The sequence below is a fragment of the Synechococcus sp. BIOS-U3-1 genome (assembly GCF_014279975.1).
Classification (GTDB): domain Bacteria; phylum Cyanobacteriota; class Cyanobacteriia; order PCC-6307; family Cyanobiaceae; genus Synechococcus_C.
The window spans coordinates 644714-667792 of record NZ_CP047936.1 but is presented as its reverse complement, the minus strand read 5'-3'; the positions used below and the strand labels follow the sequence as shown (position 1 = coordinate 667792).

Below are 23079 nucleotides of genomic sequence, written 5' to 3'. Positions count from 1 at the left end.
TCGGTGGTGAACGTGCAACAAAGCAGCCCGTGAAACTGCGCTCCGGATACGCAGGCTCTGCCGAAGCGGCGGATGTCGATATGGCGATTCAAGCTGCCTACAAGCATGTCTACGGCAATGGACATGTCATGGATTGTGAGCGCTCAATCTCTCTTGAGGCTGAATTGCACGATGGACGGATCACCGTGCAGGAGTTCGTCCGGGGACTCGCTAAGTCCGACTTCTATCGCAAAAACTTTTACGATTTCTGTTCTCCACAGAGAACCATCGAACTGGATTTCAAACATTTGCTAGGCAGACCACCCCACCATCAAAGAGAAGTGTCCGAATCCATTCAGATTCAAGCTTCACAAGGACACAATGCACTCGTGGATTCACTTATTGATTCAGAGGAATACAGCGAAGCTTTCGGGGAGCATGGCGTGCCGTTCGTGCGCTCCTGGCAATCCCAACCGGGATCAGCCCAGTCGGCCTTCAACCGCACTGCTGCGGTGTCGCTGGGGTACGCCTTCAGCGACAAAGCGATCGGAACAAGCTCCAAACTCGGCAATCAGCTGGCTTCAGGGCGGGCAAGCAGGATCACTTTTCCGGCCTCCGCCGAGGTCCAGTGGATGCGGATCTCTAACAGCTGGAGAGGCAATCAGCCACCGCGCTGGGCGACCCGGTTCGCAACGGTATTCGTCATCGCTGGGGTGATCGAAATCACGCGCCTGGCGGTCACCGTGGCCTATAGCGCCCTGAGTAACTGACCCATCTCAGCGATCTGCCCTTCATCAGGTGCCCACAGAAACCTTTTGAGGGGCAGACGACCTTCTAGATCCACAGGAATTCCTTCAGCGATCAACAGCTCCCTCTGAATCCAGTCGGATCCCTCACGACTCAGGCTCATCGAGATGCGGCCTTGGCCATTGACCACACGCTGCCAGGGAACCTGAGTTGGCAGGCTTAAACGCCGCAAAGCCCAACCCACCTGGCGCGCACAGCCATAGGCACCGATCCAATCTGCGACCTGGCCATAAGTGGACAAGCGGCCCGGAGGGATGAAAGCAACAACAGCTCTCACACGTCGATCAAATGTGCTGCGTTGAGATGGAGACATCAGCCCCCATCAACCTGGCAACCAATCAAGGCACCAGCGGCACCCCCAACAGGCATACCGATCCAACGGCCATTGCCTCGCGACAGCACAGCGCCAAGACCGGCTCCGAGCAGACCACCGATCAAGCTGCCCTCCACGCAACTGTTGGTATCTGAGTTGGGCTTCTCCCATGCAGCTCTCTGAGCTGTTCCTTTCGGTCGATACAGATACTCACGACTCTCGTCATGGTCACGACCGTTGGAGGACCGACTGCTGTTGTAGGCATCGCGGCCGCTATAGGCGTAGCGGTCGTCATCACGATTCTCATACGCCAACAGAGGAGTTGCCGTCATCGGCAACAGAGCACTCAGCGACAACAGTGCCGACAGACTCACGGGAACCGAATGATTCATGATGACTCCATTCATGGATAGAGCCATCCTGTTGGGACCGACCTCTGAAGAGGTGACTGAACTTCGGCGATTCTGCATCCAGATATGACTTGGCTCCGTGACCTACACCGAGCGAAGGGGACATAGCCATTGATCAACAAACCCAAAAGCAATCAACCCAAGAGAAATCAACGCGAACCCATCACCTATGCGCTGCAGGATTCCGAAATCCTTGAGCTACTGGCAGCTTTGCCGAATACAACGATGGGGCGCCGCTACGGGTTCGCCTTCCAACTGATGGCTACCTATGGCCTGCAAGCAGCTGACCTGCGTTACCTGCAGGTTTGCGACCAAGAGAACGAGCTTTGGCTGCGATCCAGTCAACATGGCGTTGACCAGAGTGGTCGGAGCAACCAGCCCTGCAGGCTTGAAGCCTTGCCGATCGTGTCGGTCGATGGCATCCCGCAGGAGTGGAATCTGGTGAGTCGAGTCGCCCTTGGTGAACGACTGCCACCGCTCGGCAGCGACTCAGAAGCAAGCCAAAATTTGGAGTCGTACCTCAACGACAAACCTGTCTGGCGGCAGATTCAGAGCAAGGCGTCGCGCTCAGGACAAAACGCCATGGTGAGCAGCTTCTGCCAACGCTATTGCTCATCAGCCCACAACCTTTGCCGTACCAAAGGAAGTGCTGATGAAGAGAGCTGATCTCAGCAATCAAGATTCTTTCAACATCAGACAGGCATAATAGTGGATAACAACACAGGCCTCAACAATGTCTGAGCAAGGCAATATCCAACGAGTCGAGTTGATCAACTACAAAAACGAAGCTGGCAAGGAGCTGCTTGGCCTCGGCATCGAACTTGCCGATGATCCAGATGGCGGCATCAAAGTACGTGTCTTAATGGATCCAAAAGTTGTTAGCGATGTCACCATCACGCCCCTTCAGCAAAGCGGATGCTGTGGGTAAAACGCAATGCAGTCCGATTAACTCGGTCTTTCAAAGTTGAACTCCAATCAAGAAGAGTTCAACCACTTGCAAAAATCTCAATCAGCCTTAAAAGAGAAGCAATTTCCACACGACGACACATCAATCGTCTTACCCGACAGAAAAAAACCTCCGCCGGATAGTGATTCTTGATAATCGATAACCATCCCCGAAAACAGACGGACCTGTTCGGCTTTTGAATAGAGCGTCACGCCAGACTCTCTAGAGATTGGCTCACCTGAATGACGACCTGCCTTGAACACAATCGCGCAATCAGAACAGCCTCCCGCCACCACTTCGGCATGCATTTCACCTGGTATGCCGGCGACGGCGGATTGACGCATCAGCTCCATAGCCGCGTTTGACGTCAAGATCGTGCCCATCCAAGATCCCTCGTTCTGATCAGAGTTACCAGCTGAAGCCTCCTTCAGATGGTGGCCATGACGTGGACTTGTGTAGCAAATGCAATGACGTGTCAGCGGAATGGCAAAAGCCGCTTGCATGCAAATCTGAGCACTGCCCCCATGGCTGCCGGCCAGTTTTCGCGCCTGCAGAGATCTCAGCGATGCCGATTCTTCCCCGCCGATTTCAGCGTCTGAAGCAAGTCCTGGACAGCAGGATGTCGGATCTCACCGTTCTGGTGGAGCATGTGGAAAAACCCCACAACCTCTCGGCCATCCTGCGCAGTTGTGATGCCGTAGGGGTTCTCGAAGCCCATGCCGTGAGCTTCAGCGGCAGGCCCCGCACCTTCAACAGCACCGCCCAAGGAAGTCAGCGGTGGGTGCCGTTGCATGACCATGCCGACATCAGCAGCGCTGTGCGCCAGCTCAAGACTCAAGGTTTCCGGCTGTATGGCACCAACCTGGGCGTGAACGCGCGCGACTACCGCGAATGCGACTTCACCGGCCCCAGCGCCTTCGTTCTGGGTGCAGAGAAATGGGGGCTGACCGAGGAAGCCACCGCGTTGATGGATCAGGCAATCTTCATCCCCATGCGTGGCATGGTGCAGTCGCTGAATGTGTCAGTGGCCACGGCCACACTGCTGTTTGAAGCCCTCAGACAGCGTCAGGCGGTTGGGCTGGCACCACTTGAGGGTGAGGGGATTCCAGTAGAGCGTTATACCGACCTGCTGTTTGAGTGGTGCTACCCCGAGGTGGCGGGCTGGTGCCGCGAGCAGGGCCGCAGCTATCCGGCCCTCAGCGAAGACGGTGAGATTCTCGAGCAGCTGCCTCGCACAGCCAAGCTGCACTGCTGAGTGAAAACCACAGTTCTGAGGACTGTTCTGAGGACTAATTCAAAACGGCATCAACACATCCTTACTGCCTTGCCTGCGTTCCATCACCGGATGGTTTCGGCGCGCTGCAGGCAGTCGCAAGGCGAACGCGAGAGTGAGCAATTCCAGAGGCAGGCTGCGGCTGATAAATAGGACCACCAGCCCCAGAGCAATGGCCAACATTTGCTCAAGCAGACCGATCACATCATCTGGGTTGCTGCGGCCAGAAATCCACAACGTCACCATCAGGGTCAGCAGAGCGAGCGTGGCCCAGAACGGCATGATCTGATCAATCCTGTTGAGTTATTTTGCAGCGTCACGCCCCGTGCTGCTGACCCAGGCTTCGAGACCCTCACCCAGGAACGACAACCCGAGCACCAGCACGAACATCGCTAGGCCTGGATAGAGGGCGGTCCACCACACACCGGTCGGCACGGCAGCAAGCGCAAGATTGAGATCACTCCCCCATTCCGGCACTGTTTCCGGCAGTCCTAGGCCAAGGAATCCGAGGCCACCCAGCACCAGTACCGCATCGGCAGCATTGAGGGTGAGCAGCACCGGCACAGAGGTGATCACGTTGCGCAGTAGGTAACGGCGCAGGATCCAGACCGGTCCGGCACCCAGCGTGCGCGCTGCCTCCACGAACAGCTCTGCTTTTACTTGGGCTGTCTGATTGCGCACCACTCTGAAGTACTGAGGGATATAAACCACGCACAATGCCGCGGCCGCATTGGGAACCCCCCTCCCCAACAGAAAAGCCAGCACCACCGACAGCAACAACACCGGCAAGGTGTACAGCGTGTCCATCAGCAGCACCAACACGCGATCCACGCCTCCCCCCAGATAGCCACTCACCATGCCCAGGGGAACACCAATCACCAGCGCGAAGGTCACAGCTAAGAGCACAACCTGAAGAGCTACCCCGCTGCCTTGCAGCGTGCGCACGCAAACATCACGGCCGAGACGGTCGGTGCCGCACCAATGCGCCATTGAGGGAGGCGCATAGATGGGATTCTCCAGCCCTGCATTGGGATCCGGCAGCAGTCCAGCGGCCAGTAACACGGGTGTGACCAGGGCCACCAGGCCATAGATCGCCACGATCACCAGACCCCAGCGGGCCATGCGAGCCGAAAGACTGGGGCGGGCAATGCCCAGGGGCGAGGCGGCAAAACCCACAGAGGAGCGCAGTGTTGATCAAGCGCATTCTTGCCCGACTATCCAACCGAGAGCAGGATTGGAGCATGAACCGTTCCGGCCACTGGCGCTCTCGCCTGACGGGCACCATGCTCGGCCAGCTGCAACTTGCCACCTACGCCGCAGTGCTGCTGGGCTTCACCGGTGCCACCAGTACGGGGCTGTTACTGAGCGAACGCAGCCGGCTACGTGTGGGTGAAGATGAGTTGCTTGCCGCATCGGCATCACTCGCTGTTCGTCTGGAGAGCCAAGGCGATCAGGGCACAGCGTTGATCGTGCAAGACCTGCAGGATCACTCCAGCGTGCGCACCAATCTGTGGCTGGAACAGCCCAACGGCCAGGTGATCACACCGCGAAGGGGCCATCACCCCATCCCAGTAGCTCTGCTGCAGGCCGCCGTTGCGGCAAACCCCCTACGGAAGCAAGGCCAATCCAATCTGATCGTTCTGCAAGAGCGCGAGTACCTCACCCTGTTAGACCGCCGTCTGCAGTCTGGTGATCTTCTCTGGAGCAGCACAGAGATCTCCGGCCTGGGCTCGGCCCAAAGCGAATTTCTAGCTTGGATGATCCTGATCTGGGGCAGCTCCCTCAGCGCCTCATTACTACTGGTCAGCCTGTTGGTGAAGCGGATCACCAGACCGTTGCAAGAGCTGAGCAGCCGCAGCGCCGAGCTCACTGCTGAAGGCCTGCAGACCGCTGCTTTACCGGTGCCGAGGGGTCCAGAAGAACTCAGCCAGCTGACCCGCACCTACAACGCCCTCACCGAGCGACTAGCTCAATCCTGGAGCCAACAACGTCAGTTCGTGAGCGCGGTGAGTCATGAATTACAAGCGCCGCTGACCCTGGTCTCGGGATCTCTCAAACGCGTGATCCGCAAAGCACCAGAGCTGAATGCACAACTAATTCAGCGTCTTCATGACGCCGAAGAGGAAACCATCGGCATGCAGCAGCTGCTCAATGACCTGCTCGACCTCTCCCGCAGCGATTCCGGGCGATTGCAGGTCAAACAGGAACCGGTAGATCTGCATCCTCTGTTGGATGAAGTGGTTCGTGCCCAGGGAGCGGCCCTGGATCGTCAACTCACCCTGGAGCTACCTGCAGAAGGCAGCTCCACTACAGCCCTCGGCGATGCCGCCAGGCTGCGGCAGGTGTTGCTCAACCTGATCGAAAACGCTCACAAGTACTCACCGCCTGAGCAGCCCATCCAGCTGCGCCTGCGATCGGACATCAACAGCTTGGTGCTTGAGGTGGAAGATCGAGGCATCGGCATTCCCTTTCAAGACCAGGCCTACGTCTTCGATCGCTTCCACCGCGGTGCCAACACCACAGGGCAAAGCGGCAGTGGCGTTGGATTATCCGTTGTGAAACTGTTGCTGGAGGCGATGGGTGGCAGCATCAAGTTGAGAAGCGAACCCGGCATGGGCAGTTGCTTTGCCATTCAATTGAGGCGAGCCCCTTGATTCCCTACCTGATCCTGATCTCGCTGCTGGTGCCGGCCAACCTCTGGGCGTCAATCACTCCACATCTGCATAGCGATCTGAGCATGCGACTTCTGCACGGGGTGTCGACAGTGGTGTTGGTGCCTCCTCTGTTCAGCATGTGGCGTCAACGCCGGCAAATTCAACGGCTACCCGCCCTGCTGCTGGCGAGCTTTGCCGTAGTGCTGGTGGTGGTGAACAGCAAGATCACTGCCATGGGAATGGGCGTGGAGTACGGCTGGGTGGATCACCTCTTCCTAGCCATCGCCTGCATGGCGGTGCTGGCCTACTACCTGCTCAATGAAGCGGAGGATGCGCTTCCGGAGCAGGAGACACGCACCTTCTAAGGATCAGAGTCTTCAGCAAAGTCATCTATTCAGAATCAGCACTGATCCATGCCTCAGGCCGCCAACCGACTGCGCAGTAATTGCTGTTCACCGGAACCAGACGGCAACTGCTGTTGGATCTCCAGCTCAAGCACAGGCCATTGCGGGTGGGGCTGTGCCGTGAATCCTGATCCGATGTCGCTGGGAAGAGCATCCAGCAGGACTCGGTTCTGGAAAGCACCCCGCAGGTTAGGAACGCCATCCAGGCTGTAGGCCGGGCCACAACGCATCAAGACCTGACCGCGCCAGATCACATCAGGTACAGAACCAACCGAGTAGACGATCGCACCCTCACCACGCGCCAGTTCATCGTCAGCCACAGTGGCAATAGCCAGCACCGGACGACGACCACTCATTCGGCAAGGCCAACGCGTGGAGACCGGTGGATTCACTTGCCAGCCATGGGCCAATGCCAGTTCTTCGCGAATCAGCTCCAGACTGCGACGCTGGCGAGACGTTTCACTCAGGCGCACGGCCATCGCCCTGCCCAACTGCAGATCAGCGCCGATCAACCGCAGCATCAGTGCAAACAACAGGGTGCCCAAACTGAGAGCCAGCGATAGCTCCAACAGCGTGAATCCGCGCGAGCCTTCGGCTTTGCACCGTCTTCGCATCACCTCAATCCTCCTGAGCCATGGGTCGGCAGAGAGTGCTGCGAGGTGCTTCACCCAGCTCAGGAGGGCCTGCCGGATAAACACCAACCCTGCTCACACCCAACGGCAAACTCACAACAAAACAGCGACTTCGATCGAGCCGGGCATGGCTGAGCACGGTGGTGCCTCCATCCAACAGCAAGCCATTGGCCGACACGCGGATCACATCCGGCAGGTTGGTGTGCACCTGAATCGGCCCTTGCTCAGAGTCCTCTTGCAATGCCAAGTCAATCCCTGAGCAGGGAGCCAACTCACCCGGCAATGCACGCTGCTCAGGCTCCACCCAAGCATCACTGCCCAGGCTCAACCCGCAGGCCTGCTGCGCACGTCTCGCGATCAAGCGGGCTCGTTCCAGGCCGAGCTGCAAGCGCCGGGCTGCTGCATCCAGCTGCAACCGATCACGATCAGCAGCTGTATTGGGCGAAGCCATTGAGGCGATGATCCCCATCACAGCGACAGTGACCGTCAGCTCCACGAGGCTGAACCCTGCGCTCGCACGTCTCATGACTCGCAAAGCCCGTAGGCCGCTGGACTGACCAACTGTCGACGCTGCAAGAGCACCTCACCGTTGACGTTCAGCGCAGACAGCTCCTGCCAGATGCCCAGTCGCTCAGGATCCACAACCCATTGCCGCGTCATGCCCGGAGGCATTGGTAAATCCCGATCCGAGGCAACATCAACAGCCTCAACATCCAGAACGCATCGATCAGAACCAGAGATCACCAGATCGTGCTCAGAGCCACGAAGAGTGAGCCAGCGATGGCTGGCGAGCTGCAACAGTTCCAGCTGATCGGCTTGCTTCTGCAGCTCGCTGCTCTGCTGCCAGGTCGCCATCGCCTGGCTCCACACCCCAAGGGCAGCACCACTGCTGGAAGCCAGCAAAAGCGATGCAATCAGCAGCTCCGGCAGGCTCATGACGAGGACTCCGATCCATCACGCCCGATCAACTGCACAGCACTGATGCCCAGGACCTGAGACCCATTCGGGGCAAGCTTCAACCTGAAATGGGCACGGCGACCATCCGCCAATGCCAAGCGCAAATCACCCGATCCAGGACTGGGTTGCCATGACAGCAGCTGCCATTGCTGATCAGCCACGCTGCCTTCCCACAGTGATTTGGGCTCAGCGCCGAAGCAGCTTTTCTTGCGGAAGGTCCAATCAACAGACGGCCAAAGCAGCAGACAGGCCTGCGCACCACTAGCCATGGTCGTGAACGCCTGGGCCGCTGAGCGCAACTGATCTGCTGCTTGGTCTCGCTCCATGGCAGCCTGCAAGCGCAGACGCCCTTTCAAGCTGAGCGTATGAATCGAGGCGCTACCCAGCAGCAACACGGCGGAAGCGGACAGTGCGCAGGGAAGAACAAAACCTGTCGCTCGCGGCTTCGTTTTGGCAACAAGCGACTGGCGAAATTTCGGTAACCACACAGCAAAGCTTCACCACTGCGCAAAGCATTCCCCCGAATGGGTGATGTGGATTCCGGATGATCCAGAAATGATGCAGACACTTGGTAAGGGTGTAGCTGGGATGTGCAGTTCCGCGGTGGAAGCCAACAACAGCAGATTGCTGGTCGTTGATGACGATCCCGAACTGCTCTTGCTGCTAAGGGATGAGCTCAGTCAGCAGGGGTTGAAATGCAGCAGTGCTGCTTGCGGCAGTGATGCCCTGCTGATGCTGAGGCAGGAACGATTTGATCTGGTCGTACTCGATTGGAACCTGCCTGATTTTGATGGAACTGAGATCTGCCGGCGTCTGCGCAGCAGCAACGACACCACACCAGTGCTGATGCTCACCGCCAATGATGACGTGGACGATCGGGTCCATGCGCTGGATCTCGGTGTGGACGATTACCTCACCAAACCCTTCGAGCTGAAAGAATTACACGCTCGCGTGCGTGCGGGCTTACGCCGAGGCCAATACGCCAGCTCCGAACGCAGCAAAGACAGCCTCAGCCTTGGAGATCTGCACATTGACCTGATCGAACGACAGGTCAAACGAGGAGATCATGCGTTGTCTCTCTCGCGGCGGGAATTCGATCTGCTCGCCTACCTGGTGAAGAACAAGGAGGTAGTCCAAGTTCGCCAGCAAATCCTGGAATCCGTTTGGGGAGCACCTTTCGTGGGTGACCCAAACACCCTGGATGTCTATGTGGGCTACTTGCGGCGCAAGATCGAGAGGCCCGATCAACCTGCTTTGTTGCAGACCGTGCGCGGAGTGGGGTTCATCGCTCGCTGTCCGGCTGCTGATCCTGATCTGACCAAAGCTTGAAACGAAGCTGCAGATCGGCACCGCCCCCATCTGCATCAGCAATCACCAGAGCTCCCTGCATCGCACGCATCAGCTGATCGGCAAGTGCAAGGCCGATCCCGGATCCTCGGGTGCCAGCGGATGTGGAGCCCCGCTTGAAACGTTGCACAACAAGCTCACGTTCATCAATGGCGATACCTGGCCCCTGATCGATCACGTGCAACACCATCTGATCGCCGACCCGCTCGGATGTCATCTGCACAGCCCCCTTGCTGTAGATCAAGGCGTTCTCCAGCAGCACATCCAGGCACTCCTGCAGACGCACACGATCGCCACACAGCATCGGATGGGGTTTGCCTGAGGGTTGAGGAATGATCAGTCGATCTATTGCCATCGGCAGCACCCGTTCATAGGCCAACAGCAGCTGCTGATCGGGATCCACAGGCATCAGCTGAAGCTGCAGCCGCGCTGAATCACTGCGAGCCAGATCACGAAGCACCCTGAGCAGCTGATCCATCCGCTTGGCCTCTAAGCGGATGGAGGCTGCTGAGCGCTCAGCCGCTGGAGGAAGGTTCTGCCGCCGCAGTCGCTGGGCATGCCCAACGATCACGGTGATCGGTGTCCGCAATTCATGGGAAACGGAGTTCGCAAAGGCGCGCTCCCGCTGCCAGGCCTCTGCCAAACGCAGTTGAAGGCTGTTGAAAGACTCTGCAATCGAACGCAATTCCCTGGGCTGCAGTTCAGGATCAACAAGAATTGCGCCCAGATTGCCGGCTTCAAGAGACTGCAAATGCTGATCGAGATCTTGCAGAGGCTGCAGCAGCCCACGGCGCAACACCAGCCTCAGCAACAGTGATGTGAACAGAATCGAGACACCTGCAGCGCCCACGAGCAAAAGTTGATTGAAACGCTGCTGCTTGATCGATGCCGACACGTTCTGGCGGACCTGAAGGTTTCGGAGTTCTCCGGACGGCAGCGTTAAGCGTGTTCGGCTCACCAGCCAGTGCTGATCTGATGTGCCTGCTTGTAATTGAGGCAACAGGTTCGGACTTGAGGGCAACAATGAGGCCTGCACGCCCATGCCAGGCAACGGCAGTGAAGAGGGCTGTGAGCCTGCTGTCTCAATGCTTTGCGTCAATGCAGCAACAAGCTGCTGGTGGCCCTGCTTGCGTTGCTGATCGGCCAGAGCGCCATAGAGCATCAACAACACGATGTAACCGGCGATCACACTGAACACTGATGTGGACTGCACCCACATCTGCAAGGAAAGCAGTCGCTGGTGTTTCACCGTCTGAGAAAGACCCTAAGAACGTTCTTAGAGAGCTTTAGCCGTTCTTTCCTCCAGCGGCCATGAAAACAGGAGATGGTGAATGAGTGAGCACCACAGGTGCCGACAAAACCTTCAAAATTCGATAACCATGAACTCCTTCAAACAACTTCTCAGCCGGGAAAACATCAAGTCGAAGAACAAAAAGCCAAACGGCTTCACAATGATCGAACTAATGATTGGCGTTGCCATTGTTGGAACATTATCTGCAGTAGCCCTGCCTCAATTAACAAAAGCTCAAAGCACAGCCAAGTCATCCGCCGCACGCACTACAGCAATCAATACCGCTAAGACTTGCTCTATTGCTTTAATTGGCACTGATTCTACGGACGGAGATGTTGCAACAGCCGATTACACAGGCGACGTAAAGATAACAGACGCTAAAGATATCACTTGTGGATTGTCTGCAGCTTTCGCCTTCACAGGTGGCGAACAAGACTGGAAGGTAACACTAATAGACGGAGTGAGCCAAGTTGCCGAAAACGTTACCAAACCTTGACCCATGAACATAATCTCAGCAATCGTTGGATTAACCATTGCGGGGGCTGCGGCCCCCTCGATAGTTCAAATGTCCCTTGCTCCACTGGAAGCACAAAAGCGCGCTCAGATGTTTACTCAAGCCGAAGCACTTGCTGTTACTTTTGCAGGAAAAGCGGAAGCCGAACAGTCTCTGCCTGATATCCCTTCAGGCTGCTCAGTCACAGATCCAATAGACAGTGTCTACAAGATTAACTGTAATGCAGGGGACGGAAGATTTCAATCCATGGCTTCGCGCAGCTTTCGGATTGCCCCTGAAATTAACGATGGTGGCAGCGGTGGTCGCAGCTTTCTTTTTGAACCTCCCACAAAATATTCAGGACATCAATGTCCTCAAAATGATAGATGGGGGGTTTATGGCACTAACACCAGAACCTCTGCTTGCAAGCCTCAAGATCTTTGGTCTAAAGAAAAATACTTAGCGTCTGATCCAAGCAGCTGGCTTTATGACGCCAACAACCATAATGGCTGGGGCAGTCACCCAAATTACTAGAGACACGCCCCTGCGGCAGTTTTTAATGCAAGCCTTCGAGCCACCAAAACGTCCAAATTTTCAAAAAAAGAGAAAAGAAACCTTGAAAAGATTGCAAATGAATATCTACAGTAGTTGAGACTAATACAACAACACTATTCAGCAATTACAAAAACCCGATAAAAACAAAATACACAAACAGCCAGTCACAATCACTTCGATTCATTCAACTTCAACACCGCCATAAAGGCTTCCTGCGGCACATCGACCTTGCCCATCGCCTTCATGCGTTTCTTACCTTTGGCCTGTTTCTTCAACAGTTTCTTCTTCCGCGAGATATCACCGCCATAACACTTGGCCAACACGTCTTTACGCATGGCACTGATACTTGTGGAGGCAATGATGCGACTACCGATGGAAGCCTGCAGCGGAATCTTGAATTGCTGGCGAGGAATCAGCTCCTTGAGCTTTTCCACCAGACCCTTGCCCACGTTGTAGGCCTTATCACGGTGCACGATCGTGGTGAGCGGGTCAGCCCGTTCGCCGTTAATCAACACATCAAGGCGCACCAGTTCATTTTTGCGATAACCGATCAGGTGGTATTCCATCGAGGCATAGCCCTGGGTGCGGGTCTTCATCTGATCGAAGAAGTCAGTCACCACTTCAGCCAGCGGTAGTTCATAGATCAACGTCACCCGGTCAGTGGTGATGTACTTCATATCGATGTACTCACCGCGACGCTCCTGGCAAAGGCCCATCAGCGCACCGTTGTACTCATTAGGCGCATAGATCTCCATGCGCACGTAAGGCTCTTCGATCGATTCACGTTTCTGCGGATCCGGAAGTGTGGCGGGGTTGTCCACCATCTCCTCGCTGCCATCAATCATGTTCACCTGGTAAATCACCGACGGTGCGGTGACAATCAGATCAAGGTCGTATTCGCGCTCCAGCCGCTCCTGCACAATTTCCATGTGCAGCAAACCGAGGAAGCCGCAGCGGAAGCCGAAACCCATGGCGCTGCTGGTTTCAGGTTCAAACTTCAGCGCAGCGTCAGAGAGCTGCAACTTGTGGAGTGCTTCACGCAGGTCGGGGTACTGATCCGCCTCCGTGGGAAACAAACCACAGAACACCATCGGCTTGGCTTCGGTGTAACCGGGCAACGCCTCTTCAGCAGGTGCATTGAGCAAGGTGATGGTGTCACCCACCCGCGCATCAGCCACGGCCTTGATCGACGCAGCCAGATACCCAACCTCACCGGCATGCAGCTCATCCACCTTGCGCTGGTCGGGCGCCATCACACCCACTTCATCGAGCTCGTAGACCTTCTTGCTTTCCATCAGCAGGACCTTGTCTTTGCAATTGATCCGGCCGCTCATCACCCGGAAATACACAATCACTCCCCGGTAGGGGTCGTAATAGGAATCAAAAATCAAAGCCCTGGTGGGTTCATCCACCGCATTGGCAGGCGCAGGCACCTTGTCCACCACCTCCTGAAGAATCTCAGGCACACCAAGTCCTGTCTTGGCTGAACAAGGAATCGCGTTGCTGCAATCGAGCCCAATAATCGCTTCGATTTCTTCCTTGATGCGATCAGGATCCGCCCCCGGCAGATCAATCTTGTTCAGCACTGGAATGATTTCTAGATCGTTCTCCAGGGCCAGGTACACGTTGGCCAGCGTCTGGGCTTCCACGCCCTGGCTGGCATCCACCACCAGCAGCGCTCCCTCACAGGCCTGCAGGCTGCGGCTCACCTCGTAGGAAAAGTCCACGTGGCCTGGGGTATCGATCAGGTTGAGGGTGTAGGTCTCACCATCAGCGGCGGTGTAATTCATCCGCGCCGCCTGCAGCTTGATCGTGATACCGCGCTCACGCTCAAGATCCATATTGTCCAGGAACTGCTCCTGCATATCCCGGTTAGCCACCGTGCCCGTGTCTTGCAACAAACGGTCGGCCAGCGTCGACTTGCCATGGTCGATGTGGGCAATGATGCAGAAATTACGGATCCGTGAGACGGGGGCGTCGGTCATGCGGTTGGCGGTGTCCCGTCTGGGGCTGATCAAGGCTTTGACTTAATCCTAGGGAGCAGCCATGAGTCCCAAGGGCCAATGAATGGCGCTTTCGAGCCTGGCGCCAGCTCATCGCTCTAGGCGGCAAAAGCAGCTTCGAGCACTCATAGATGCATTGATGGATGGCCTAACTGGCCTATCAATCCAACGGTGATCGAAGGGCGAGTGTTTGTGAAGCCACCACTCAGGGCATCCGATGGTCAACCAGCACGGCTCTCTGCTTCAAACCGATATCGCAGCGAAGCGAACGGACAAGCTCAAAATCCTTCATTTGAAGGATTGAAGAAATCATGTAACCAAAGAGCCCGGCAAGAGTGTCAAGCCATGGCCTTTGCCAAACAGCCAAGTCTCAAGGCTTCCTGGAAAGAACAGGCCCAGTCACATTTGGTTATGAAGCTCTCACGAAGATCTCATTAAATTGTCAGCCAAATGATCGACAGCAACTAATTTGTGATTCAGGACTAAAAATCTTGATGATCGCCTGGCCAAAGCACTGGGCGAATGTCAAGAACCTTGGCAGCATCCGCTGACCATCAGGACATTCTCATCCCTGAACTCATGACAACGATCAAAACGCAGCTTCTTCGCTCACTGGCTACACGCTCAAGCAGGGCCCAAACAGCCTTGAGCGGAGGCTTCACGCTGGTTGAACTCCTTGTTGTGGTGGCGATTGTTGGAATCCTGAGCGCCGTGGCACTTCCTCAATTTTTGGGGCAGACCAAAAAAGCAGCAGCGACGGAGGGGACGCAACAGGCCTCAGCAATTGCAAAGCAAGCCAGTGCGTACTACTTGGAGAACGGTGGGGTTGCAAGCGGAGAAACTCACACAAATTGCTCCGCCTATGGAGGAACAATCAAGCAGGACAATACTAATTTTACCTATGGCTGCTCAGGGACCAAAGATGCGTTTGTCGTAACCGCAACTGGTAAAAATACGAACGACAATACAAAAGGAGTGACTGTCACTGTCACTGCAAACCTTACCGACGGAACGTTCTCAAAGCCAGTTGTTGCAGGCATTTAAGCCAGCAAGAATTTCCAAAAATTCTCACGCAACACACATAAAAATGTCACTCGCCAGTGAAAACGAAAAAGGTTTTTCATTGACTGAACTAATCGTGACTGTTGCAATTGTTGGCATCCTAGGAGCCGTCGCTTGGCCCCAATACTTCAACCAAGTACAGAAAACCAGGCAAAACGAAACAGCAACGCACTTATCGCAACTACAGGTCACAATCGCGGCGTTTGTCGACGAGATGGGCTTGCTGCCAAAAAGTTGGGCTGATCTCAACAAGATCACCCCGCTGATGACGCCCAGCGGGCCGGCCGTTGAAGAAAATTTCGAATGGATTTCGCTCGCGAGCGCAGCCTGCAAGAAGGCAGCAAAAAGCAAATCAAATAGCAATCAAGATGAGATGAATTGCTATGAGGCGAACATCACAGAAAAGGATCAGATTTTCACCTTACAAGCACGTTCGAAAAATCCAGATGCTGGCACTTACAACGTTGTGGCCTGCATTGATCTACGCAACGGGTCCAGTGATTTAAGGAAAGGAACTCACGGGGAGGCTGCTTCAATCAACGATTTACAATGCGTGGGGAATGGTCAATGACAAGATCATTGCCCATGAGAAGAAAAAAAAGCCATAATCGATCAATCATCACAAGGCAAGGCCACGAAGACGGGCTGGCCTTAATCTCAACATTAATGCTTGGGGTGGTGATTACGGCTGGTGTTAGTAGTCTGCTAGCAAGGCAGTTGATGTCACGGCGGCTAAGCGCAAAAGAAAGCTATCAACAGATGGCTGAATCAGCAGCAAACAATGGATTAAACCGTATTCTTGGTGAACTGAACAATCCCAACCCCAATCAAAACAGAGGATTCCTCTTCACTCTCGACAACCGTGAAAACCTAAATGAAGCCAATAACGGGTTCCACTGGGAACGCTTGAAAAGCAGCCAACCACCTCAATTTTCAGAAGTCTGCCTCGATACATCCATCGGTCTGCCCAAGCATCGCCAGAATCAATCAGGTGGATTCTGGCCAACGCAGAATGTTGCACTTGAAGGTGCGGGCGATCCAAGCCTGCGTGAGGATGGGGTCTCTAAAATAGAGACGTTTTATCGGCTGAGGGGTTATAGCAGTCCGGGAACATCAGGGAGCACAGATAACGGTGAAGCGAAATTCATCATCGAAGGCATTGTTCGTCGCAAGGATGCAGCACCTGATTCTTATCTCGCACGCAGTCGCCTTGAAAGATCCCTCTATATTCAATCCTGGGTTGATGTGAACAGGTCCAATGATTGGGCAATTTTAGCTGCACATCACATTGAACTTGGACCAGTTCAGCTGAATAGCCCTGGGCAAATTCTTTGGCACACATCGGATAACAATGCCAAAGCAATCACAAGCCTGTGCAATCAATCAGGGATTTTAAAACAGATCAAAGGCAACGATAACTACACAACGAACTTACAATCTCGTATTTGGCCCGTTATCAATCAAAAACAACCCGCTTCCGGCATCTTCAAATCAACAGGATCCAGGGATACCTACCCGGGACAGCCTTCAATGGTTCGAGTCTGGAGAATTGATGATGATCAGTACAACCCTTCAGGCAACTGCTGGTGGCGTGTGCTTTGCCAGCGCAGCAATCAGTCGGGGGCTTACAGCACACCCGCGAATCTTGACAGCAGAAGATTGTGGCGTCGAATCAACGGTCGATGGCAGACAACAGCAACCATTCGATTAAAAGAAAAAGATATCTGCGCAGGGAAGAGTGGCGATTGTCATATCTACGTTGATCGCATCAACCTCAGTCGTTCACAACTTCTGATCGAAAATAGCAACAGACCCGTTGTGATTCACCTGCTGGGACCTAAGCAAAGACACACTGGTACAAACAGCGAACCAGCATCGATCACTCTGGGACGTCAGGCACTGATCTGCGGAGTTAATACCAACTCTAATAGCTGTAATCAGCGCCCTGAACGACTGGTGATCATGACGGATGCAACTCAAAAGCCTGATCAGTGTTCAGGACAAAACCACAGAATCAATCTGGCCGGTCGAAGTCTCCCAGCAGCATGGATTCTGATGCGTCAAGGAACCGTGTCATTGCAAGAAGCAACACAGCTTCAGGGCGTGATCTGGAGCCATAGCTATTGCTCCAATGGTCATCGCCTGAGCCTGAGTGCACAAACCAACGGATCCTCATCCCTGATGAAGCAGGCATCTACTCTCTGGGAGTGGGGAAACAAAGGCTTCTCGGGGTATGGGCGCCGAATCACCCGCGGGATCAGAGGAACAGGTCTCGATCAATTCCAACGATTCTGATCATGAGCAATAATTTATCCAAGCAGCAATTACGTCACCTACTTAGCAATGGCAGCAAGGGCATTACGATGGTAGAGGTACTCCTCGCTGGGGTGATTATGCTGATTGTGATGGTTGGAACTGCGAGGATTTCAATCCAATCGATCACAAGTGGCAGGCATCGAATCGAACGAGACAGAATCGAAGCTGCAATACACAACAATATTCAATTAATTCAACAGGCTGATTCAATGCTAACCCTGGAATCAATGCCGAAAAAAGACCAAAGATCGGCCTGTCTCAATCCAGCTGCATACCTTAAAAAGCAATTATCACAAAAAGGTGGGGCAATTGCTGTTCCTGCACCGGCCTTATCCGGGGTGAGTCATAACAACCTGATCGAAAGATCAATCTCGGCAGGACAACATCCGGGCATTACTGTTATCACTTATCAATTTCTAGCCCCAGAGCATTCAATTAAGAACGAACGAAGAACTATCGAACTCAATCCCAATTTCCAGACCCGATGCATTTTAGAATAATGACAAACAATAAATCCTCAGCCTCATCAGGGTTCAGCCTTGTCGAAGTATTGATCACGACGGTGATCGTGATAATTAGTGCATCTTGGGCAATCCCTCAATATCAGCGTCAACTTGCACTAAACCACTTGGATCAATACACACAAAAAATCGAATCAGGATTATTCAACTTGCGAGCTCGCCAGTCAGCAGAGGGGACAAGCTGTGAAATAAATTTTGCTGATTCTTATGTTGGCGTTAACAATAATACTGGGGGATTTGGTGCAGTTGAGAATGTTATCGAATTAGGTCACCTATCAAAGGAAGATCGGGCTAACCGGCTGCAATGCTGCGACACAACTCAATGCGAGTGGGATCCACCGTATCGATTGATCAACATGGAACAGACAAGGATTTCAAAAAATGTAGAAATCAAGGTTTCGCAAAAGGCATACTCTCTCTCTCCACCAGGAACGAGCACTGATGGGAATGCATTAGTTCTGCTAGTTCGCTCTACCAGCTGGAATCAAGATCCACAACGGCCTCTACCAGTTCGCTGCATCAAGTTATCAACTTCAGGTCACCTGCATAGTGGAACATGGGAAAAGACGCGATGTCGACGCCGATGAAAACAACAAGAAGCTTATTCACTACCTGTCCATCTCCAATCAACCGCTTTTTTCATCGATGACTCCTCTAACCATGAAGTTCATGAACAGGATCAAACAACATATGGCCTCCCATGCTCAACGCGGCTTTGGTCTACCGGAAACATTGATTGCTGCGTCTGCAGGAGTCGTACTCATTGGAGCATCAGCACTGGCTCTACGAACCACTGGAAGCCTGATCAACAAGATGGATCTCAAGGCAGGCCTACAACAAAACACCATCAGCGGTAAACGCATGATGCGTTCAGAAATTGAGCGAAGTTTGCACCTACTAATCAAAACCCAACAAAAGCCTGCAGATCAACTAGCGCATACTGATATCACTCACGCAGACTACAAAGTTTCTCTAAGCCAATGTCAATCATTGGCGCAAGAATCTGGACAGGTGTTTAATCCTGTATTCGGCGTCAAAATGGCTGAACTTAATAATCCTGTGTACTACGGCTTATCACTAAGCAGCGTTGGCAGGGGTTATTCATTACAGCGCTGTGGATCCTCAATGCAACTCGATGGCCGATACAACGAAAGAGAACAACAATCCCTCGCAATGGTGATTGATGATATTGGTGTCATTCGATGCGCCTCAGATCAGCCCGAGTGCATCATTGATCCGAGCAAGGAGACAACACCCTTAAGTGAGCTAGCCAGCAAGATGCAATTCGTCTTTAACGACGACAAAACCCCTGAGCGATCCTCACGTGAGCCGGCGATTCGTCTAATGACGGATGAAAACAGAAAACTCATTCGCTTCATCGACCCAACCACAGAAAAAGACAATATTCAAACGAGCTACCTAAAAATTGAAGACGTCAACAAAGAGATCACGACACATCCGTTTTATTTTATTGCCTACTCCCGCGCCGACAAACGCATTGAGAAGGGTCCGGATGACGGCGAAGTGCTTGATGGTCTCTTCTTCCGGAATGTCAGCAGCAAGCGCATGCGTTTTCTGGTCGATGGCTCTGGCTCGATGAGTGCATGCATCTTGTGGGGTAGTGGAATTGGGAACAGAAAGATCTTCTGGAGTGGTCGTTATTACTTCTCAACCCAAAGAAGTTGCGCACTCACACGAATGGAGTCACTCCAGCATGAATTAATTTCGCTTCTCCAAGAGCTTCCCAACGACACACAAATTAGCCTTCGCTCTTTCAGCTCACCTGGCTATCAAAATCACCGAATTTGGCAGAACTCGGCCAAATCACTGGTCAAAATCGGACAAAACAATGCACGTGATTCAGCGATTGCATTTGTGAACACCTTGGATGACGGTTACGCCTACCGCTGGGGCGGAACAGATCCTTGGGAGGGCCTGAATGAAGCCTTCGCCGACAACAACACCGACACGCTTTACTTCCTTTCCGACGGCGAACCAAACTATGATCGAAATCGCGGTCGGTGGACTACAGCTGATCATTCGTCAACCTCAGGTCATTATGCAGGTCTCAATAACAACAGGGAGATCTCACTGAAAGTCAACACCGTTGCATTGGGTTTACAATCCAATTGGATGCAATCCCTTGCAGGCAAAACAACAGGAGATTACCTATATATCGACAAAAAGTATGTATTGAGCTCATCGACAAAATAAAAACTATCTGCGGAATCCTCAAAGCAAACACTTCATTACCACAAGTTTTCAGCGACTTGAGAAGCAGGAGAATCTAAGCCCGGTAGTAATTCATTGGTGCTTCTGGTTCTCCACCCCGATCAACCTGCAACTGGATCCTGGCCAAGTAGCGCCTGGCCACGACGGCGTTATCCATCTCAAAGGAAGCAAAACGCTCTAGGTGCCTGCACTGACTGGTCACCACATCAGCACGATCAAAGTGAAAGCCGATCTCTGAGGCCAAAGCGATCACGGCATCAAGATCAATATCCAGTGGAAGATGGGCGTCTCCCCAAAGCTCCACATGAAATGCCGCCAGTTTCTGTTGCAGCTCGGCATCCGAGCGCACTCTGGTCAGAAAGGCTGTGAGCTGCTCTGCTCCGTTCATCCCCATAAACCAAGAGGCACAAATCCACCAATCCATTCCACCGCCAAGTCCGAGAGCTCCAGGCCACTCGAGAGGCCAGTGATGTAGTGATAAGTGGGTCCGTTGGTGCCGATGATGTTCGATGCCAGAACGTCATCCCTGCTGAAGACCAGCTGTCCATCTTCCATCTGGCTCTGAAGCGTCACGATGTTGTAGCTCTGGCCAGCCCGGGTGTTGAAGGCCACCTCAAGGGCATTGGTGCCATTCGCCGTCGGCATCAGCCTGACAATCGGATCGCCGTAGTCATAAGCGGATGAATCTCCAGCGGAACCGCCTCGATAGATGGTCGGCGTGGGTTGGCGCGACGGAAAGGGCAACAGAGGCGTGAGTCGACTGTTGATCTGGTCATCCAGCAGCTGCGACATCTGCGCGTAGGCCAGCCGTTGCCCATCGCTGGCCAAGGGCTCGTTTCCATGGATCACTCTCAGAGCCTCAGCCTTGGGATCCAGATTGCGCAGTTCCAGAGGAGCCGCCTTGAATGGGTTCAACTGGCCGGTGATTGGATCAATGTTGGGGTAATAGTCGCCACCGCCTGGTCGGAGGTCATAAAACTCGCCCTGCCAATTCGCCGGGTCATACGGCTCATCACCTGAGAAGTAGCGAACGTATTTGTAATCCTTGGTACGTACAGATTGCAGACGATTAGGGCCTGGGAGTATTCCGTGATCCCATGCGCCCTCTGGGATTGAATTAGCAGGATCTTGCCCTGCATAGATGTCGTCATAGGTGTAAAGCAACGACGACTGCACATCCAGATCATCCACTGAAAGTGGCGAATTGGCCGCAGCTCTGCGAATGATCGGGGAATAATCAACGCCGCGCAGGTCATACTCCTTCAGTTGCTGTTGACTGGAGCCATAGAGCCCAGCCACTGTGGGTAGGAAGTCCACAAGTGAGACCAGGGCATCAGATGTCTGACCACCCTTGAAATATTGGGGATTCGACCAGATCATCGGCACCCGGATCGACTCTTCGTAAGCGTTGAACATCTTCTGAACCATGCCGCCATGGGTCAGGCCCATTTCTCCGTGATCACTGGTGCTCACAAACATAGTGTCGTCGACCATCCCATGACGACGCAACGCCAAGATCACTTGGCCCATCTGGGTATCGGCGATCTCCATGAGATTGCCGTAGAAGTTGAGGTAATCGAGCTTCATCTCATCGGTCGGCAGCGGTTGCGTGCTGGCCTGCCCTACAAGCCACTCGCGCTGAATCTGGGGTTTGTAATTGCCAGCAATATCAAACCCTTTCTGTACCGCCGTGGGTGATGCAATCGGTTCATTCACCGTCTTAGGCAAGATGTCGATGCTGCCTTCGAGCATGTCCGGGCTGTAGCCGAACATCGTCTCGGGATCGCCCTTATGCCAGGTCTCTGGATACGACAACACATCATGGGGATTGACCAACGACACAACCATGGCGAACGGTCGATCATTCCCTGAGTTGACACGTCGATTGAGCCAGTCAGTGGCCTCGGCGACAAAACGGGAGTCGTTATCGGCATAACCACCGCCCGCATTGGCGGGATCCATGTCCTGACCGGCATCCGGTCCCTGCCAGTCGCTAAGCTCGTAGGGCAGCATGTCTTGATAAACCACCTCGCCGTCTTTGAGGGTGATGGTTTTGCTCAGGTGGGTCTTGCCGAAATACGACACGTCATACCCCTGATCCAGCAAAACATTGCCGAGAGTGGGCAGATCTGGATTGAGCTGAACCTGAGAGTCGAGAATTGGATTCTCAATATCGCTGAGAAGCAGGTCGAGCTCATGTTGAGCTGGAAATTTACCGGTAAAAAACGTGGCACGTGCAGACGAGCACATCGCCGTGTTCGTGAAGGAATTCTCGAATGAAAGGCCGTTATCAAGCAGCCACTGACGCGTGGGCAGATTGTCGCGGGCCCAATCGCGGGGCAACCACAGATCTTCAGGTTTGACTTGATCTCGGATGAACAGAACCAGATTCGGTGGACGTTCCGTGGAGGATTCGGAATCAGTAATGCTTCTACGAACCTGATCAAGTTGATCTGAGTTCTGAATTCCCTCCAATCCGATCTGCTCAGCAACGCTCAGGTAATCCCTGGTCTGCATCAACTCCTGATCACTGAGCTGATCGAGATTGAACCCGGCCAACTCGGCGACTCGCCGTTCACTGTTGTTGGGCTTTAGACCCAGCAGATCATCTGGTGAGGCCTGTTCATTCAGAAGCGAGCGGACCCGTTTCAGTTCAGACCGTTGATCAAGCCGCCAAATGCCAAGATCTTCGGCACGACTCAGGAGGTCCTGCACTTCCTGAAGCTGATCAGTACCGAACGACTCTTCTTCAAAACCGATCAAGCGAGCAACTCGGCGTTCATCACGACTGAGAGATGACCACATCACAGCAGAGGCAACAATGCCAAATCGACTACCAAACCGTAGACATGAGTTGAATACTGTCAATCCAAGCCTGAACAAA

The 23079-nt window shown here is 53.8% G+C and carries 27 protein-coding genes; 14 read left to right on the top strand and 13 right to left on the bottom strand.

What is annotated here, in order from left to right:
• Positions 1-29 precede the first annotated feature (29 nt).
• Positions 30-749, top strand: a complete 720-nt coding sequence (locus tag SynBIOSU31_RS03350) for a phycobilisome rod-core linker polypeptide (protein WP_255477332.1) — start codon at positions 30-32, stop codon at positions 747-749.
• Here SynBIOSU31_RS03350 and SynBIOSU31_RS03345 read toward each other — a convergent pair.
• Entirely contained in the window at positions 728-1099 is a 372-nt protein-coding gene (locus SynBIOSU31_RS03345) for an MGMT family protein (RefSeq protein WP_186492028.1), read from the bottom strand. The two genes, SynBIOSU31_RS03350 and SynBIOSU31_RS03345, sit on opposite strands and share 22 nt — an antisense overlap.
• Positions 1099-1491 (bottom strand): glycine zipper 2TM domain-containing protein, encoded by a 393-nt coding sequence (locus SynBIOSU31_RS14690; RefSeq protein ID WP_255477331.1) that lies wholly within the window; start codon positions 1489-1491, stop codon positions 1099-1101. The genes SynBIOSU31_RS03345 and SynBIOSU31_RS14690 overlap by 1 nt, the downstream gene beginning before the upstream one ends.
• A 129-nt stretch (positions 1492-1620) precedes the next feature.
• Here SynBIOSU31_RS14690 and SynBIOSU31_RS03335 point away from each other — a divergent pair, with 129 nt between their 5' ends.
• On the top strand, positions 1621-2175 hold the full coding sequence (locus SynBIOSU31_RS03335; protein ID WP_186492026.1) for a hypothetical protein: 555 nt from the start codon (positions 1621-1623) through the stop codon (positions 2173-2175).
• 67 nt (positions 2176-2242) lie between these two features.
• Positions 2243-2437, top strand: a complete 195-nt coding sequence (locus SynBIOSU31_RS03330) for a hypothetical protein (protein WP_186492025.1) — start codon at positions 2243-2245, stop codon at positions 2435-2437.
• Between the two features lie 77 nt (positions 2438-2514).
• Here SynBIOSU31_RS03330 and SynBIOSU31_RS03325 read toward each other — a convergent pair whose 3' ends face one another.
• Positions 2515-2838: an AIR synthase gene (locus SynBIOSU31_RS03325; RefSeq protein WP_186492024.1), complete on the bottom strand. Its 324-nt coding sequence runs from the start codon at positions 2836-2838 to the stop codon at positions 2515-2517.
• Positions 2839-3020: 182 nt separating this feature from the next.
• Here SynBIOSU31_RS03325 and trmH point away from each other — a divergent pair, with 182 nt between their 5' ends.
• Positions 3021-3710 (top strand): tRNA (guanosine(18)-2'-O)-methyltransferase TrmH, encoded by a 690-nt coding sequence (gene trmH / locus SynBIOSU31_RS03320; protein WP_186492023.1) that lies wholly within the window; start codon positions 3021-3023, stop codon positions 3708-3710.
• A gap of 39 nt (positions 3711-3749) precedes the next feature.
• Here trmH and SynBIOSU31_RS03315 read toward each other — a convergent pair whose 3' ends face one another.
• Positions 3750-4010 carry a hypothetical protein gene (locus SynBIOSU31_RS03315; RefSeq protein ID WP_186492018.1) on the bottom strand — a complete coding sequence of 87 codons (261 nt, stop codon included), beginning with the start codon at positions 4008-4010 and terminating at the stop codon, positions 3750-3752.
• Between the two features lie 21 nt (positions 4011-4031).
• On the bottom strand, positions 4032-4850 hold the full coding sequence (locus SynBIOSU31_RS03310; RefSeq protein ID WP_255477415.1) for an ABC transporter permease: 819 nt from the start codon (positions 4848-4850) through the stop codon (positions 4032-4034).
• A gap of 119 nt (positions 4851-4969) precedes the next feature.
• On the opposite strand from SynBIOSU31_RS03310, the gene SynBIOSU31_RS03305 reads away from it, so the two are divergent.
• Positions 4970-6382 carry a sensor histidine kinase gene (locus tag SynBIOSU31_RS03305; protein WP_186492016.1) on the top strand — a complete coding sequence of 471 codons (1413 nt, stop codon included), beginning with the start codon at positions 4970-4972 and terminating at the stop codon, positions 6380-6382.
• Positions 6379-6747 (top strand): hypothetical protein, encoded by a 369-nt coding sequence (locus tag SynBIOSU31_RS03300; RefSeq protein ID WP_186492015.1) that lies wholly within the window; start codon positions 6379-6381, stop codon positions 6745-6747. The genes SynBIOSU31_RS03305 and SynBIOSU31_RS03300 overlap by 4 nt, the downstream gene beginning before the upstream one ends.
• A gap of 53 nt (positions 6748-6800) precedes the next feature.
• Here SynBIOSU31_RS03300 and SynBIOSU31_RS03295 read toward each other — a convergent pair whose 3' ends face one another.
• Genes SynBIOSU31_RS03295 through SynBIOSU31_RS03275 form a run of 4 tightly spaced genes read right to left on the bottom strand, consistent with a single transcriptional unit; the run spans position 6801 to position 8770 of the window.
• Entirely contained in the window at positions 6801-7400 is a 600-nt protein-coding gene (locus SynBIOSU31_RS03295) for a prepilin-type N-terminal cleavage/methylation domain-containing protein (protein ID WP_255477328.1), read from the bottom strand.
• Positions 7401-7404: 4 nt separating this feature from the next.
• The gene (locus tag SynBIOSU31_RS03285; protein WP_186492011.1) at positions 7405-7944 is read right to left on the bottom strand and encodes a GspH/FimT family pseudopilin; all 540 of its coding nucleotides are present in this window, start codon (positions 7942-7944) and stop codon (positions 7405-7407) included.
• A complete protein-coding gene (locus tag SynBIOSU31_RS03280) occupies positions 7941-8354 on the bottom strand; it encodes a hypothetical protein (RefSeq protein WP_186492009.1) in 414 nt (137 codons plus the stop codon). Before SynBIOSU31_RS03280 ends, SynBIOSU31_RS03285 begins: the two co-directional genes overlap by 4 nt.
• The gene (locus SynBIOSU31_RS03275; RefSeq protein WP_255477327.1) at positions 8351-8770 is read right to left on the bottom strand and encodes a hypothetical protein; all 420 of its coding nucleotides are present in this window, start codon (positions 8768-8770) and stop codon (positions 8351-8353) included. The genes SynBIOSU31_RS03280 and SynBIOSU31_RS03275 overlap by 4 nt, the downstream gene beginning before the upstream one ends.
• A gap of 193 nt (positions 8771-8963) precedes the next feature.
• On the opposite strand from SynBIOSU31_RS03275, the gene SynBIOSU31_RS03270 reads away from it, so the two are divergent.
• Positions 8964-9704, top strand: a complete 741-nt coding sequence (locus tag SynBIOSU31_RS03270) for a response regulator transcription factor (RefSeq protein ID WP_186492811.1) — start codon at positions 8964-8966, stop codon at positions 9702-9704.
• On the opposite strand, the gene SynBIOSU31_RS03265 is transcribed toward SynBIOSU31_RS03270, so the two are convergent.
• Positions 9658-10941 (bottom strand): sensor histidine kinase, encoded by a 1284-nt coding sequence (locus SynBIOSU31_RS03265; protein WP_255477326.1) that lies wholly within the window; start codon positions 10939-10941, stop codon positions 9658-9660. The genes SynBIOSU31_RS03270 and SynBIOSU31_RS03265 overlap by 47 nt on opposite strands.
• 160 nt (positions 10942-11101) lie before the next feature.
• Between SynBIOSU31_RS03265 and SynBIOSU31_RS14885 the strand changes: the two genes are divergently transcribed.
• The gene (locus tag SynBIOSU31_RS14885; RefSeq protein ID WP_186492008.1) at positions 11102-11509 is read left to right on the top strand and encodes a type IV pilin protein; all 408 of its coding nucleotides are present in this window, start codon (positions 11102-11104) and stop codon (positions 11507-11509) included.
• A 69-nt stretch (positions 11510-11578) separates the two neighbouring features.
• Entirely contained in the window at positions 11579-12040 is a 462-nt protein-coding gene (locus tag SynBIOSU31_RS03255) for a hypothetical protein (RefSeq protein ID WP_186492007.1), read from the top strand.
• A gap of 191 nt (positions 12041-12231) precedes the next feature.
• Here SynBIOSU31_RS03255 and lepA read toward each other — a convergent pair whose 3' ends face one another.
• Positions 12232-14046 carry a translation elongation factor 4 gene (gene lepA / locus SynBIOSU31_RS03250; RefSeq protein WP_186492809.1) on the bottom strand — a complete coding sequence of 605 codons (1815 nt, stop codon included), beginning with the start codon at positions 14044-14046 and terminating at the stop codon, positions 12232-12234.
• 552 nt (positions 14047-14598) lie between these two features.
• Between lepA and SynBIOSU31_RS14880 the strand changes: the two genes are divergently transcribed.
• The 5 genes from SynBIOSU31_RS14880 (at position 14599) to SynBIOSU31_RS03225 (ending at position 20177) form a co-directional block, all read left to right on the top strand.
• Positions 14599-15108 (top strand): type IV pilin protein, encoded by a 510-nt coding sequence (locus tag SynBIOSU31_RS14880; RefSeq protein WP_304623144.1) that lies wholly within the window; start codon positions 14599-14601, stop codon positions 15106-15108.
• Positions 15109-15151: 43 nt separating this feature from the next.
• Positions 15152-15697: a type IV pilin protein gene (locus SynBIOSU31_RS03240; RefSeq protein ID WP_186492006.1), complete on the top strand. Its 546-nt coding sequence runs from the start codon at positions 15152-15154 to the stop codon at positions 15695-15697.
• Between the two features lie 14 nt (positions 15698-15711).
• Positions 15712-17421 (top strand): hypothetical protein, encoded by a 1710-nt coding sequence (locus tag SynBIOSU31_RS03235; protein WP_186492005.1) that lies wholly within the window; start codon positions 15712-15714, stop codon positions 17419-17421.
• 2 nt (positions 17422-17423) lie between these two features.
• Entirely contained in the window at positions 17424-17942 is a 519-nt protein-coding gene (locus SynBIOSU31_RS03230) for a type IV pilus modification PilV family protein (protein ID WP_186492004.1), read from the top strand.
• A 666-nt stretch (positions 17943-18608) separates the two neighbouring features.
• Positions 18609-20177: a vWA domain-containing protein gene (locus SynBIOSU31_RS03225; RefSeq protein ID WP_186492003.1), complete on the top strand. Its 1569-nt coding sequence runs from the start codon at positions 18609-18611 to the stop codon at positions 20175-20177.
• 73 nt (positions 20178-20250) lie between these two features.
• Here the strand turns inward: SynBIOSU31_RS03225 and SynBIOSU31_RS03220 are convergent, their stop codons facing one another.
• On the bottom strand, positions 20251-20583 hold the full coding sequence (locus SynBIOSU31_RS03220; protein ID WP_186492001.1) for a Nif11-like leader peptide family natural product precursor: 333 nt from the start codon (positions 20581-20583) through the stop codon (positions 20251-20253).
• On the bottom strand, positions 20580-23000 hold the full coding sequence (locus SynBIOSU31_RS03215; protein ID WP_186492000.1) for a sulfatase-like hydrolase/transferase: 2421 nt from the start codon (positions 22998-23000) through the stop codon (positions 20580-20582). The genes SynBIOSU31_RS03220 and SynBIOSU31_RS03215 overlap by 4 nt, the downstream gene beginning before the upstream one ends.
• Positions 23001-23079 lie beyond the last annotated feature (79 nt).

Coding starts and splice junctions, on each gene's coding strand:
- SynBIOSU31_RS03345 (WP_186492028.1), bottom strand. CDS start 1,099: ATGTCTCCATCTCAACGCAGCACATTTGATCGACGTGTGAGAGCTGTT.
- SynBIOSU31_RS14690 (WP_255477331.1), bottom strand. CDS start 1,491: ATGAATCATTCGGTTCCCGTGAGTCTGTCGGCACTGTTGTCGCTGAGT.
- SynBIOSU31_RS03330 (WP_186492025.1), top strand. CDS start 2,243: ATGTCTGAGCAAGGCAATATCCAACGAGTCGAGTTGATCAACTACAAA.
- SynBIOSU31_RS03325 (WP_186492024.1), bottom strand. CDS start 2,838: ATGGGCACGATCTTGACGTCAAACGCGGCTATGGAGCTGATGCGTCAA.
- trmH (WP_186492023.1), top strand. CDS start 3,021: ATGCCGATTCTTCCCCGCCGATTTCAGCGTCTGAAGCAAGTCCTGGAC.
- SynBIOSU31_RS03315 (WP_186492018.1), bottom strand. CDS start 4,010: ATGCCGTTCTGGGCCACGCTCGCTCTGCTGACCCTGATGGTGACGTTG.
- SynBIOSU31_RS03310 (WP_255477415.1), bottom strand. CDS start 4,850: ATGGCCCGCTGGGGTCTGGTGATCGTGGCGATCTATGGCCTGGTGGCC.
- SynBIOSU31_RS03305 (WP_186492016.1), top strand. CDS start 4,970: ATGAACCGTTCCGGCCACTGGCGCTCTCGCCTGACGGGCACCATGCTC.
- SynBIOSU31_RS03295 (WP_255477328.1), bottom strand. CDS start 7,400: ATGCGAAGACGGTGCAAAGCCGAAGGCTCGCGCGGATTCACGCTGTTG.
- SynBIOSU31_RS03285 (WP_186492011.1), bottom strand. CDS start 7,944: ATGAGACGTGCGAGCGCAGGGTTCAGCCTCGTGGAGCTGACGGTCACT.
- SynBIOSU31_RS03280 (WP_186492009.1), bottom strand. CDS start 8,354: ATGAGCCTGCCGGAGCTGCTGATTGCATCGCTTTTGCTGGCTTCCAGC.
- SynBIOSU31_RS03270 (WP_186492811.1), top strand. CDS start 8,964: ATGTGCAGTTCCGCGGTGGAAGCCAACAACAGCAGATTGCTGGTCGTT.
- SynBIOSU31_RS03265 (WP_255477326.1), bottom strand. CDS start 10,941: ATGTGGGTGCAGTCCACATCAGTGTTCAGTGTGATCGCCGGTTACATC.
- SynBIOSU31_RS14885 (WP_186492008.1), top strand. CDS start 11,102: ATGAACTCCTTCAAACAACTTCTCAGCCGGGAAAACATCAAGTCGAAG.
- SynBIOSU31_RS03255 (WP_186492007.1), top strand. CDS start 11,579: ATGTCCCTTGCTCCACTGGAAGCACAAAAGCGCGCTCAGATGTTTACT.
- lepA (WP_186492809.1), bottom strand. CDS start 14,046: ATGACCGACGCCCCCGTCTCACGGATCCGTAATTTCTGCATCATTGCC.
- SynBIOSU31_RS03240 (WP_186492006.1), top strand. CDS start 15,152: ATGTCACTCGCCAGTGAAAACGAAAAAGGTTTTTCATTGACTGAACTA.
- SynBIOSU31_RS03235 (WP_186492005.1), top strand. CDS start 15,712: ATGAGAAGAAAAAAAAGCCATAATCGATCAATCATCACAAGGCAAGGC.
- SynBIOSU31_RS03230 (WP_186492004.1), top strand. CDS start 17,424: ATGAGCAATAATTTATCCAAGCAGCAATTACGTCACCTACTTAGCAAT.
- SynBIOSU31_RS03225 (WP_186492003.1), top strand. CDS start 18,609: ATGACTCCTCTAACCATGAAGTTCATGAACAGGATCAAACAACATATG.
- SynBIOSU31_RS03220 (WP_186492001.1), bottom strand. CDS start 20,583: ATGAACGGAGCAGAGCAGCTCACAGCCTTTCTGACCAGAGTGCGCTCG.
- SynBIOSU31_RS03215 (WP_186492000.1), bottom strand. CDS start 23,000: ATGTGGTCATCTCTCAGTCGTGATGAACGCCGAGTTGCTCGCTTGATC.